Source organism: Clostridium sp. CM039 (genome assembly GCF_055081075.1).
In genome coordinates, this window is the sequence record NZ_CM143649.1 from 2,660,974 (window position 1) to 2,673,211 (window position 12,238).

12 protein-coding genes are annotated in these 12,238 nt (G+C 31.0%); 1 reads left to right on the forward strand and 11 read right to left on the reverse strand.

Annotated features, from left to right (window positions below; translation table 11 throughout):
- Positions 1–18: 18 nt before the first annotated feature.
- The 7 genes from ACWJJ2_RS12385 to ACWJJ2_RS12415 form a co-directional block, all read right to left on the reverse strand.
- A complete protein-coding gene (locus tag ACWJJ2_RS12385; protein WP_165413248.1) occupies positions 19–1,479 on the reverse strand; it encodes a spore germination protein in 1,461 nt (486 codons plus the stop codon).
- 187 nt (positions 1,480–1,666) lie between these two features.
- On the reverse strand, positions 1,667–1,858 hold the full coding sequence (locus ACWJJ2_RS12390) for a CLC_0170 family protein (RefSeq protein ID WP_216303376.1): 192 nt from the start codon (positions 1,856–1,858) through the stop codon (positions 1,667–1,669).
- Between the two features lie 187 nt (positions 1,859–2,045).
- A complete protein-coding gene (gene ispE / locus ACWJJ2_RS12395) occupies positions 2,046–2,888 on the reverse strand; it encodes a 4-(cytidine 5'-diphospho)-2-C-methyl-D-erythritol kinase (protein ID WP_165413250.1) in 843 nt (280 codons plus the stop codon).
- Positions 2,889–3,171: 283 nt separating this feature from the next.
- Positions 3,172–4,734 (reverse strand): DUF3794 and LysM peptidoglycan-binding domain-containing protein, encoded by a 1,563-nt coding sequence (locus ACWJJ2_RS12400; protein WP_216303377.1) that lies wholly within the window; start codon positions 4,732–4,734, stop codon positions 3,172–3,174.
- 403 nt (positions 4,735–5,137) lie between these two features.
- Positions 5,138–5,413 carry a Veg family protein gene (locus ACWJJ2_RS12405; RefSeq protein WP_369811873.1) on the reverse strand — a complete coding sequence of 92 codons (276 nt, stop codon included), beginning with the start codon at positions 5,411–5,413 and terminating at the stop codon, positions 5,138–5,140.
- Between the two features lie 262 nt (positions 5,414–5,675).
- On the reverse strand, positions 5,676–6,590 hold the full coding sequence (yabG, locus tag ACWJJ2_RS12410; protein ID WP_216303378.1) for a sporulation peptidase YabG: 915 nt from the start codon (positions 6,588–6,590) through the stop codon (positions 5,676–5,678).
- Positions 6,591–6,710: 120 nt separating this feature from the next.
- Positions 6,711–7,715, reverse strand: a complete 1,005-nt coding sequence (locus ACWJJ2_RS12415) for a CotS family spore coat protein (protein ID WP_165413253.1) — start codon at positions 7,713–7,715, stop codon at positions 6,711–6,713.
- 139 nt (positions 7,716–7,854) lie between these two features.
- Here ACWJJ2_RS12415 and ACWJJ2_RS12420 point away from each other — a divergent pair, with 139 nt between their 5' ends.
- The gene (locus tag ACWJJ2_RS12420) at positions 7,855–8,985 is read left to right on the forward strand and encodes a glycosyltransferase family 4 protein (protein ID WP_462953345.1); all 1,131 of its coding nucleotides are present in this window, start codon (positions 7,855–7,857) and stop codon (positions 8,983–8,985) included.
- A gap of 71 nt (positions 8,986–9,056) precedes the next feature.
- Here the strand turns inward: ACWJJ2_RS12420 and ACWJJ2_RS12425 are convergent, their stop codons facing one another.
- The 4 genes from ACWJJ2_RS12425 to ACWJJ2_RS12440 are packed head-to-tail and all read right to left on the reverse strand — an operon-like array spanning position 9,057 to position 12,190.
- A complete protein-coding gene (locus ACWJJ2_RS12425) occupies positions 9,057–10,112 on the reverse strand; it encodes a CotS family spore coat protein (RefSeq protein WP_216303380.1) in 1,056 nt (351 codons plus the stop codon).
- A 32-nt stretch (positions 10,113–10,144) separates the two neighbouring features.
- The gene (locus ACWJJ2_RS12430) at positions 10,145–10,897 is read right to left on the reverse strand and encodes a protein kinase family protein (protein ID WP_220286858.1); all 753 of its coding nucleotides are present in this window, start codon (positions 10,895–10,897) and stop codon (positions 10,145–10,147) included.
- A gap of 53 nt (positions 10,898–10,950) precedes the next feature.
- Positions 10,951–11,175, reverse strand: a complete 225-nt coding sequence (locus tag ACWJJ2_RS12435) for a hypothetical protein (protein ID WP_216303382.1) — start codon at positions 11,173–11,175, stop codon at positions 10,951–10,953.
- A 4-nt stretch (positions 11,176–11,179) separates the two neighbouring features.
- Positions 11,180–12,190, reverse strand: a complete 1,011-nt coding sequence (locus ACWJJ2_RS12440; RefSeq protein WP_462953346.1) for a CotS family spore coat protein — start codon at positions 12,188–12,190, stop codon at positions 11,180–11,182.
- Between the last annotated feature and the right edge of the window lie 48 nt (positions 12,191–12,238).

The window sequence follows — 12,238 nt, forward strand, 5'->3', positions numbered from 1 at the left end:
ACATAAAAGATGTACAAATTATTTTTGTCTTATCTTATCTCCCGTTTTCATATATTTAGGCCTCTCTTTTAGAGAAGATATTGGCGCTCTAATATACATGTCTTTTAAATCCTTAATGTTAATATCCACCGCTGGCGCTAAATAAGGTATTCCAAAACTTTTCATCCTAACTAGGTGAATTAGAAGTATAATGAGCCCAATCATTATTCCATAAAATCCTACAATTGCCGCCGCAATAATAAGCAGAAACCTGACAAGTCTAAAAGCTGTAGTAACTTCATAATTAGGAGTTACAAATGTAGTAATAGCTGTAATTGCCACAATAATTGTCATAATTGGACTAACTATTCCCGCACTCACTGCAGATTGACCTATAACAAGTCCTCCTACTATTCCAATAGTAGCTCCAATGGGCCTCGGTAATCTAACCACAGCTTCCATAAGAAGCGCTAAGAATAATTCCATAATTATAGCCTCTACAAATGCAGGAAATGGCACTCCTTCCCTAGAAGCTGCTATAGCATAAGCTAATTTAGTAGGTATTATAGCTGTATGAAAAGAGGTAATTGCTACATAAAGTGCTGGTGCAGTAAGAGAAATAAATATAGAAAGCATTCTAATAACTCTAACCATAGAACTATGCATCCACCTTTGATAATAATCATCTGGGGATTGAAATAAATTAGGTAATGTAGCTGGAACAACAATTGCAAAAGGAGAATTATCTACAACCAATGCTACTCTACCTTCATATAAAGCTGCTGCTACTACGTCTGGTCTCTCTGTACTTTGTATTTGAGGAAATGGAGAATATTTATTATCCTCTATTAGCTGCTCGATGTAAGCACTATCAAAAACTGCATCGATGTTTATTCTTTCTATTCTATCCTCAAGTTCTTGAAGTACTTCTTTATTTACTATATCGTCAATATACATAATAGCCACATCGGTTTTCGATCTAGTTCCTATAGCTTTAGGTTTAATTCTTAGCTTTGTATCTCTAATTCGCCTTCTAATTAATGCCGTATTGAATCTTATAGTTTCTGTAAATCCTTCTCTCGCTCCTCTAATTACCGTTTCACCAGATGGATCACCTACCCCTCTAGCAGGCCAATCTCGGGTAGCAATAACATATGCGCAATTTAGTTCATCTATAAACATTAATGTGTCCCCAGAAAGGGCAGCATTAACTCCTTCACTTAATTTTTTCACTTCCCGCATATCAGTCACTGCAAGTACAGTGTCTTTTATTTCCTCTACATTCTCTATCCCCTTTGACCATAACATTAATGGCTCTAATACATAATGATTGAGTAGCTGGTTATTTGCCATCCCATCAATGTAAACTAATGCGGCTTTCCACTCTCCCACATTAAAAATTCTAAAAATAACATCTGAATTATCTTGTAAAAGTTCTTTTAAGTACTCTATATTTTTTCCTGCATCAAGTTCAATTTTATCATTAATGCTCTCTTTCATATCCTTCACTTCCTTATATGTATTGATCGACTATAGCATTAACTCATCTCCTGGGTCGCTGCAACATATTCGTAGAAAATGCATTAACGACTTCAGCAGGAGATTTATACCTCTACTGAAGTTTTCTATTTACTAGGACATATAACTCCCATTTATAGAAGCGGGAAACTTTCCTTCTGAAATGTCGTTAAAATATCCACCTCAGTGTAAATAGAACGATAGCTGTAATAATTGCAAGCCATCCTAAGACACGCGCTTTTTTACTAATAATTCCCATTCCAGATTTCTTAAAGTTTCTCACATCCACAGCAAGTACAACGGCGCCTTGAACTACCATCATTGTAAGAAAATAGATATCAAACAACTCTAAAACTCTCATACCTTTACTCCCTATTTTAGTATAATTATCAAAACAATATAAACTTTATGATTAAGCAACTTAACCCTACTTTGTTTTAACTAGCTTTTACGACACTGGTAGAAAATATTCACTTATATAAATATAAAAACGCGCAAAAACCACAAAGGGTTTTTACACGTTCTTATATTTCACTATAAAATTATATTTATATCGTTCTTGTTATATATACTTCTTTATATTGAATTTTAAATTTATCATAGCATCTCTGGGCTTTTAACATGTCATCAAAAAAAGCAAATATCGTCGGTCCGCTTCCGCTCATCATTGAACCCATTGCACCCATTTTAACCATATCTTCTTTTATTCTTTTGAGAACTGGATATTTTCTTAGTGTAACATTTTCAAGTAAATTTTTCATACTACTGCATACATCTGCTAATTTTTCTTGTTCCATAGCTTTTATTAATGCATTTGTATCTGGATGCTTAAAAATTTTACTAATATCTAAGTTTTTAAAAACCTCCCTAGTAGATACTCCAAAATTTGGCTTAACCAATACTAAAATATAATTTTTAAAAGGCGCGAGCGGGGTAATAATTTCTCCTATACCTTCACACAAGGCAGTCCCCCCTGTTATACAATAAGGGACATCTGCACCTATTTGGACACCTAACTTCATAAGTTCATTGTCATCTACATCTATTTTGAATACTTGATTCAATGTTTTAAAAACAGCTGCTGCATCCGCACTCCCACCTGCCATACCTGCTGCTACAGGAATATTTTTCTTAAGATATATATTTATACCTTCGCTAATATCATAGGTGTCCATAAAAAGTTTTGCAGCCTTATATACTAAATTCTTATCATCTGTAGGTATGTACGGCTTATTGCAGCTTATATTAATACCTTTGTTACATTTTTGAAAGGACATAGAATCATATAGATCTACATTTTGCATAACCATTTTCAGTAAATGATATCCATCTTCTCTTTTACCTACTATATCTAAAGATATGTTTATTTTTCCATAAGCTTTTACTAACATGATTTTCCTCCAACTCTTTATTGATAATTCACAAAAGCAATTCAATTAATAATTGTTCAGCCCCCCCTTAAGGGATTCCAAGGTTTATATAAGATGAATCATTTCTTGTGAAACATTGTTAATAAAATCAGTATATTACAACAAATTTAATATTGCTACCTATAATTTAAAAAATGCTATGCCAAACATAATAAAACCCCTATGTGTTATTTATACCACATAGGGGTTAGGGCTACTTGAAAACTAATTTATACAATCAATTTTCAGTCAGCCATATTATTTTTTATATGATTATTCTACCTGGTATTATAAGTTTTTGTGAAACTTTTATAATATTAGGGTCTTCTATTTGATTCACTCTTGCAATTTCTTGCATTGTTGTATTATATTTTTTAGCTATTTTCCACAAGGTGTCTGATGATTGAACTACATAAATAGTAACACTAGCCTTTTTCTTAGGCGCCTCCCCTTCTATTGGATAAACATCAACTAAAAATTTTTTCTGTACCATATAATTTACTCTTACATATACTTTAACCACAGCTCTAACAGCCATATTCGCTGCCTCAATATCTACATTTATATTTTCGAGTGAAACTTTACACATGCTGCTCATATTTATCTTAGCACCTAATATATCCGCCCCACAGCTGAAAGGGATCTCATCAGTCACAGCGGAAAGATATTTTTCTTCATCATCACTTCTATATAATATAGTTACATTCATTATGCCATCAATTATAACCTTATCCTCAATCACCTTTTTATCTGTTACACAAACGGTGGCATTACACATAATGACCTTGCTAGGCTTACCCTTGCTGCTATCTAGTTCTATATCTCCTTTAACTAAGGTCTCCGTTAATAATTGTCCTTGCATTACATTAAGTCCATAATCCTTTTTATCCATCTCAAGCTTTGTAGTCGGTGAATATACATCCTCAATCATATCCACTTCCTCTTTGTGCATGCCTCTCGTATTAGTTTTTATCAAAAACTCTACATCAATAATTCTTTTTTCTCCCAAATCATCTTCCTTAATATCATATTCCATAGCATCTACCTTAAAGTCTGTATACTGATCCATGTAAGGATTCACATCTTGAAAATCTAACTCTTTATTTAGCATAACCTCATGCCCAATATAAATTAATTCCCTGCTATCTTTGCCCTTATATATCATATTAATAACTGCATAAGCATTTATTTGAATTTTTCCTTCGTACAATTTCACTTCTTTCTTATGAATATTAACATCACATTTTATAACTTTAGCAATTTCTGGATTTTCCATTGGAACTTTTATATTAGCCTTTCCAATAAGCTCACCATTAAAATTCCTTATGACTTTATCTATACTCGTAGGATTTTTTAAATATTGAATATCCTTAACTGCTTCAATATCCTTAACTATTTGGAAATTGAAATTTTTATATACCTCAGATTTTGATTTTAAAATACCCTCTAGACATATTTTCCTCTCATTAACTATTCTACACTCCATATGTTCTACAAAACATTCAGCATCACAAAGCATTTCAGGCATCGCGCCCATTATATCTATTGTATTTGAGAACTTTGAACTATATACAACGTTCTCCACATCAGTACGTTCTTGACCTTTTGTAATATAAAGTACATTATATTGAATTTCGCCTTCTAAATATACCTTATCTTGAATTATTTCTTTAGAATTTATTAAGGCTTTAACATCTAACATAAGAATTTCCTTAACATCAGGATGAGTATCCGGTATTACATATTCTTCTTTCACTACTGTATCAACAGTATTTTCTCCTAACAATTGTTCATACTCTATGTTTTCTCTTTTCAAATTTATTTCCACATTATGCCTCCTCGTATTTCTATTGGGGTACCACTTATAGGTTGTTACCCTCCTAAAATACCTACTATTAATATATATAGAAATAGACACTTAAATATGATATTTAATACTTTTATTCGTATTGCAAAATTCAACATAATTCTCTAATAAAAAAGAAAAAAGTATATATTACTATTAATGCTCAAAATCGGTAATACATTTTAAACATAATAAAAAACCATATAATAAAGGGAATACACAGTTATTAATAACCCAATGCATTCCCTTTAATATATGCTCTGTTAATCTTATATCAGTCACATGAAAACAAATAACAAGCTAGTATATTTTACTTGTTATTTGTTTTCATATGCCTATTCTCTATTTATAAATATAAAAAACGATACTATGATACAGTATCGTTTTATCCTGCAAAAACTATTTGAACTGTTTTTGTCAAAACATCTGAATAACTATACGTCACTGTCCTGTGGGTGTCTTTTTCTAATCTAATAACAAAAATATTTGGATAAGTCTTTTCAATAACTCCATTATCCACAAGAATCTTTCTTCTTCCACCATTAGCTTTTAATGTTACTCTTTCGCCAACATGACTTTCAATTTCATCTTTTATTGAAGTCAGTACATTTATTTTTTCCAAAGCAAACACCCTCTTTCCACACTTTACATTATATATCATATATTCCTCTTTGTCAAGTAAGCTTTATATTTTATCACTACTTTAACAATTTTGTCAATGTTGATTTTATGTTAACAAAATTCATTTTCATCGATTATTCGTCGCATAATTAATTATTATCTATTTTATGAGCATTTACCTTATAAATCACTAATGTAGTATACTTACATACCATTTTTAATACAATCTATGATAGTTTGTTTAACTACTCAAAATAAAATAACCAGCATTCTAGTAAATTTTTTAAAGATAACCTACGCACCTATATATACTTAGACTTAGGAAACCCCTCTCTATACTTTCCTCTAGTTTGTAATCCACCTATTCCATCTAATCCTGTTATAGTGTTCTGTATAACATCTTCTATAGCTACAACATTTTCTATATTTGTATAAGCAATCTTCTCAGAAACTAACACGGGGTCTAAACAATGGATTAAGACGCGATTTGGAGAGCTAGCAAAATTAGCACCAGCATCTAAAATTGCCTCATAACAGGATTGACATGCCCCTGCAAATATTACTAAATCATCATAATTGCTATTATAAGATCTAAGAGCCATAACCGCCTCTACAAAGTACTTTGAATTTCTGTAGTTATTTAAATTCATATAATCATTTATTCCTTTTACCATACCATCATGTCCTGTTATTACTACTATATCCGGCTTAACTTCTTTTACTAAATTCACTATTTCATTTGGTTGATTTTTTTCTGATATTATCATCCCTACAGCATTTAATGATAACTGCTTATAAGTTTTTAAGCACACTTCTAAATATTCTGCATCACCATCAACGTGCAGTATTTTTCCGGGTCTTCCAAAAACCATATCTTTATTTTTGTACTCTTTGTATTTTTCTTGTTTTAACTGCAAATCTTTAATTTTCCCTTTGAAATCTATAGCCGATCCTCTGTCTCCCCTGCTCCCTTTAATTCTATTCATTAATACTCTTTTAATAGATGCATTTACCTTTTTATTAAAAACCTTATCAATTTCATAAATGGCATCTTCTTCTACTAATTCTAAATCCTCACTTAAAGAGTCAGCTTCTATTCTTAAATTTATTCCCTTAAGTAAATACACCTCATCATTATCTCCTGGCACAATATCTATTATTTTAAATGTAATGTCTCCGCCATAAGATTTTCTTACTACGATGTCGCCTATTTTCACAATACCACCTCCATATTTAAACCCATAATATATATTATGAAAATATAGTGAATAGGTGAAATCAAAAAAAGTTATGTAAACATTATATTTACATAACTTTAATAAATACCATGGTTTATTCTACCTCTGATTGAAGACTTTTTTATATTCTTCAATAAATGCCATATACTTTTCTTTTTCAGAAATTAACTCCTCCATCTTCTTGTTAAAAGTATTTTGAATCCAGGTAACTTCATTATAATAGTACCTATTACAAAGCCTCCAATATCGTTGTGGAAATACTAAAAATGCATATATGAGTCTGTACTCTTCTTCTAACAGAGGATTTACACTGCTATACGCCTCTAATACTATTTCAGCATATTTTATGTCCCAATCCTGCTTTTTAAGCATCTTGATCAAAAAATTAGATAAATCGTATGCTTTTACTTCTCTTTTGCAGTAATCAAAATCAATTATATTAACATCATTATTTTTATCAATAATAATATTATGATAAGTATAATCATGGTGGCAAAATCCTTTTTCTTCTTCTGTTTGCCTACATATGTCGAAGTACCTAGAGTCATCGAGTATTGCCATAGCTCTTTTGGCTAATTCTTTTTGATCATCAACACTCCTGATATAATTCATATCAAAATCTGTTTTAAAATTCTTCTTTTTTCTAATCATACCTTGCATTTTATCAAAGGACTTTATTCGTTTTTCCATCAGATGTGGCCATCTTCCAAGATCCGTTTTTAACTTACTATTTTCTGGTGGATCATATCCTTTGGATGCAATATGCATATAAGCTAATTCTTTTGCGGCCTCAACTAAATCCTCCTCATTGTGAAAATCACATTCGCGACCATCTATCCAGGTTGATAGTGTATAAATATCTTCATTAACTAATGCATAAGGATTTCCTTCAGTATTTAAAAAATATCTATCAACCTTGTCAAATCCATTTTTTGCAAGATGCTCTTTGGCTCCATATACAAACAAAAGTTTTTGTGTCCCGTAACTGATTTTCTTTAGACACTTAGCTCCGTCATCCGTCTTTAAAAAATACACTCCCTTATTGGGACGTATACTTTCTATCTTAATACCATATTGTCTTTCAATTTCAAATTCCCTCATCATGTTACTCACCCCCCCTATAATTTATATTACTAATATTTCATTTTAGAATAAATTATTGTATGTTTTAACAACATTTATGCTTTCGCTTAATATAATAAAATATATCCATCTATTAAATCAGTATTTAAGGAGTCTTAAAATGAAAATTGGAATTGATGCTAGAGCTGCAAAATGGTATAGAGGAACTGGTATAGGAACTTATTCTTACCAGCTAATTAATTCTTTAAATAAAATAGACAATTTTAATGATTATTCGCTTTTTGTGCCAGACGACTGTAAGCTTGCCATACCCTTTAAAGAAAATTTTCATATAGAAAGCATTAAGCAAGATAGTCAAAATAACTTTTGGAACGAGGTGAATATTCCTAACAAATTAATAGATAAATCTTTGGACATATATCACGTTCCCCAAAACGGCATTGGGCTGCCGTCAAAGAAAACCTGTCCCTTCGTTATTACGCTACATGATGTTATTCCGTATAAAATGCCAGATACAGTTGGTGAGCAATATTTAAAAATTTTCAATGAAAAATTGCCCAATATCATTCCCTTATGTGATGGAATAATTACTGTGTCTGAATATTCAAAGGAAGATATTATTAAAGCTTTTAACTACCCAAGAGAAAAAATATATGTCACTTATTTAGCTAGTGAAGATATTTATAAACCTTATGACAAAGCTCTTAGTAAATCTATAATCGAAAAAAATTACTCTATTACAGGAGACTATATTCTTTATATTGGAGGATTTAGTCCCAGAAAAAATATTCTCGGATTACTAAATTCATTTAGTCTGCTTTTACCAAAATTAAAAAAAGATATTAAATTAGTCATTGCAGGTAGCAAAGGTAAATCATATGATATATATAAAAAAAGAGCACAAGATTTACACATTGACGATAAAGTAATTTTCCCAGGTTTTATATCCATGACCTATATTCCCTTCATGTATAACGCTTGTGAGCTGTTTGTATACCCTTCATTTTATGAAGGTTTTGGATTACCTCCAATTGAAGCAATGGCTTGTGGCGTTCCTGTAATCGCCTCTAACGCCACCTCTATCCCCGAAATAGTTAAGGACTCAACTTTACTTGTAAATCCATATGATATTAATTCCTTAAGTGAAAAAATGTATAATGTGATCCTTGATAATGACCTAAGACAATCCCTAATAACTAGAGGATTAAAAAGAGCCTCCACCCTAACTTGGGAACATACAGCTGCAACTACTCTAAGTGCTTATCAAAATATATTAGGGACACCTAAATAAATGTCCTTATTATCAAATTATCAAAACAAAAGCCCCACATAGTGTAATTACAACTATGTAGGGCTTTTAAACTAACAATTATAATGATTCTTAAAGGCCTCTAAAAACCCTTCTCTGTCTTCTCTGCCTTCCACTTTCTTCTTTAATCTGCTTAAAAACACCTCTTCACTCCATTGTTTTTTCCTTGTATAATAATCTCTAGCTATACTGTAAAAGTCCTCTGGAAAGCTAAGCATGCCATACAATACCTTTAATTCGCGATTATCTAATGGTAATACTTTAATATATTCGCTTAAAATACCATTGGCCTTTTCTATATCATAAGCAGAATTTTTGATGGCTTTATTTGTAAAGTTACAAATATCATGCACCTTTAAGTCTATAACTGCATAATCAAAGTCTAAGAAATATACATCTTCCCTATTAATCAATATATTATGGTGAGCTAAATCATGATGGCAAAATACAATTTTCTCTTTTTCCTTGCATAAATTGTAATAATCTGATTCGCTTAGAATATCTATGCTTTGCATTATATTTTTCTCATAATATTCCTCATGTTCTAGAAATATATAATCGAATTCATTTTTATTTTCATTTCGAGTTGCTATGCTTTTAAAGAACATAAGATCATTTAATTTTTTTTTAAAATTTTGTATTATTCTACCACATAAGTACCGTTGCTCATTTTTTGCGAGTAACCTTTCAAATGGACCTTCATATACAAGCCCTTCCGATGCCTTATGAAGCTCAGCTATTGCCCTAGACGCGAGCATTACATCCACTGGGTTACTATACTCGCACTCTCTCCCTTCTACTAAATTCATAATACAATATATATCATTTTTCCAAGGGACATATATGAGTTTGGATTTTGTCTTTTCGAATTCAATGATCCTATTAAAATTATTATTTCTAATATACTCAATCGCATAATTAATGAATTCAAGTTGGGAAATGCTATAGTTTACTTTTTTTAAAACCTTATCACCTTTATCCGTATTAAGTATGAATACTTTTCTTACCGGAATAACATCATCAACTACTAGATCGAACTCGCTAAATAAATCTACATCTAAATCATATTTACTTAAATAAGCCTTATCTTTAAATCTAACATCTAACATGTTCTCACCTCTTTTATCATTGCATTAATAACTTAAATTAATGAATCCCCATCTTGAATCAAAGCCTTTATAAGTTTCTCAGAAAACCTTTCTTCATTCCAATTCTTTTTACCTGCCCGATGCTTATTACAACATCTCATGAATTCATGAGGGTAAGAAATTAAAGCTATTAAAAATTTTGAACTTCTTGTGTCTAGCCCTTCAATGTAGCAGAACTCTTGAGTAAGATTATGAAAATCAAGTTTCACTCCTTTTCTTTTTAACTTACTAAGCAAAAGGAAACAATCCATTTCCACCATATTGTAACTACAGTCTTTAAAACTAACCACTTCAATAAAATTATTTTTTCTAATATTTTTAAAATCTGTATTTCCTAAGCATATTTCGCAACGCCTCATGCTTCTTGTTATAATCCCTAAATAATCTGATTGGTATACTTCTCTTATACACCGCTGCCCTCTATCTATAACTTCCTTTCCATATTTAACAATTAATTGTTCAAATGAATTTTTCGGTTCATATTTTATAATATTATTTATGTCTCCGGCCAACTTTTTAATAGAAATTTTATAATCCTCTATGATTTTCCCTGTATTGTTATTTAACTTATTCCTTAGGTACCCATTAAATCCAAGAGATTTTTCATGCAAAGCATAAATAGCACGAAATTGTTCTATTATTGCTTCTTCAGTTACGTCTATGTTCTTAGATTCAATTTCACCTACATTTTTAATACCTTTAAACATCATATAATCTGAAAATTCATTATAGATGCTTATCGCCACTCGCACCACCTCAATTTAAATCTATTAGTCAATTGATATATAATAGCCAAGTACTATCTGGTCTTTTTATAATTTTTGTCCATTTTCTTTAATATCTCTCTTTGCTGCAATTCAAGCTCACTAATTTTCTTTTTCCTTTTTCTTATTTTTTTCAGTTTTTTAACTTCCTCTTCCATATTCTCGAGCCTTATGTCATATTCCTCTACAGTGGATTCCTGCGGATCAATTACATCAATTTCAAGCTCATCAATGCACCCATCCTTTTTATTTTTCCCCACAATACTACCTCCCATATTTTATTTTTATGAATTTCTCAATAAAAATTTGCTTATCCACTCTATCCTCACGCATTTTTTCAAGTTTCCTTAAGAAAAACTCCTCTCCCCAATCCTTTTTTTCCCAATAATATTGAATTCCTATTTGCCAATATTCCTGAGGAAATTCCATAAATGCTGCCATTACTTCTATATCACTTTTATATATCGAAAATGCATCATCATACGCTTCCATTATAAAAAGCGCATTTTCAGGACTCCATTTGCCATTCTTCATTCTTCGTATTAGAAGGCTACTTAAATCATGTAAATGAGTGTCTAGAATACAATAATCAAAATCAATAACATTCACGCCACCACTTTTATCTAATAATACATTATGATGAGCATAATCGTGATGGCAGAATCCCCTATGTTTAATTTCTCCTTTCATCTTACTTACATATTCACTTTTGCATAAATTTTCTATTGATCTATTACTCCGTGCGAGCTCTTCCCCCATTATTCTTAAATAATCGCTATCGAATTCCGTAATGCATTCTTTTTCACCTATTCTTCTTTTAAAATCCAATATTTCTCTTTCTCTAGTTTTAAAAGTTTCTATCCATTTAAGCCATCCTATTCTGGGCGACATGTCCGGCGTAACTTTAAAATTCAAACTTTTTTTATGGAGCTCTGCAAGCTTTAAAGTACATAATTTTATTTCCACTGGATTATCATAATTACATTCCCTTGCTTTTAGCCAAGGTGTTAAATAAGCGTATTTATTCTCAATGGCTATATACTCCTTGTTATCGATAGTCTCAATAATTTCCGGTATATTTTCAAAACCATTGCCCTGCAGATGTTTTATTGCACCAATAATAAATAAAAAATGCTTAAAGTCATAATTAATGATTTTCAAACAATACATGTCATTCTCAGTTTCTATCCTGTAAACATTTTTTATTTTCACTATATCATTAATACAAAGAGAATAATTATCTTGTACCGTCTCCTTTACTTCCTGGATTTCCAAATGCATGCCTCCGCAATATTGTTCTATTTCAGTATATGAACTTTCTCA

Coding starts and splice junctions, on each gene's coding strand:
- ACWJJ2_RS12425 (WP_216303380.1), bottom strand. CDS start 10,112: ATGTTAGATGTTAGATTTAAAGATAAGGCTTATTTAAGTAAATATGAT.
- ispE (WP_165413250.1), bottom strand. CDS start 2,888: ATGTTAGTAAAAGCTTATGGAAAAATAAACATATCTTTAGATATAGTA.
- ACWJJ2_RS12405 (WP_369811873.1), bottom strand. CDS start 5,413: ATGATATATAATGTAAAGTGTGGAAAGAGGGTGTTTGCTTTGGAAAAA.
- ACWJJ2_RS12415 (WP_165413253.1), bottom strand. CDS start 7,715: ATGATGAGGGAATTTGAAATTGAAAGACAATATGGTATTAAGATAGAA.
- ACWJJ2_RS12385 (WP_165413248.1), bottom strand. CDS start 1,479: ATGAAAGAGAGCATTAATGATAAAATTGAACTTGATGCAGGAAAAAAT.
- ACWJJ2_RS12420 (WP_462953345.1), top strand. CDS start 7,855: ATGAAAATTGGAATTGATGCTAGAGCTGCAAAATGGTATAGAGGAACT.
- ACWJJ2_RS12390 (WP_216303376.1), bottom strand. CDS start 1,858: ATGAGAGTTTTAGAGTTGTTTGATATCTATTTTCTTACAATGATGGTA.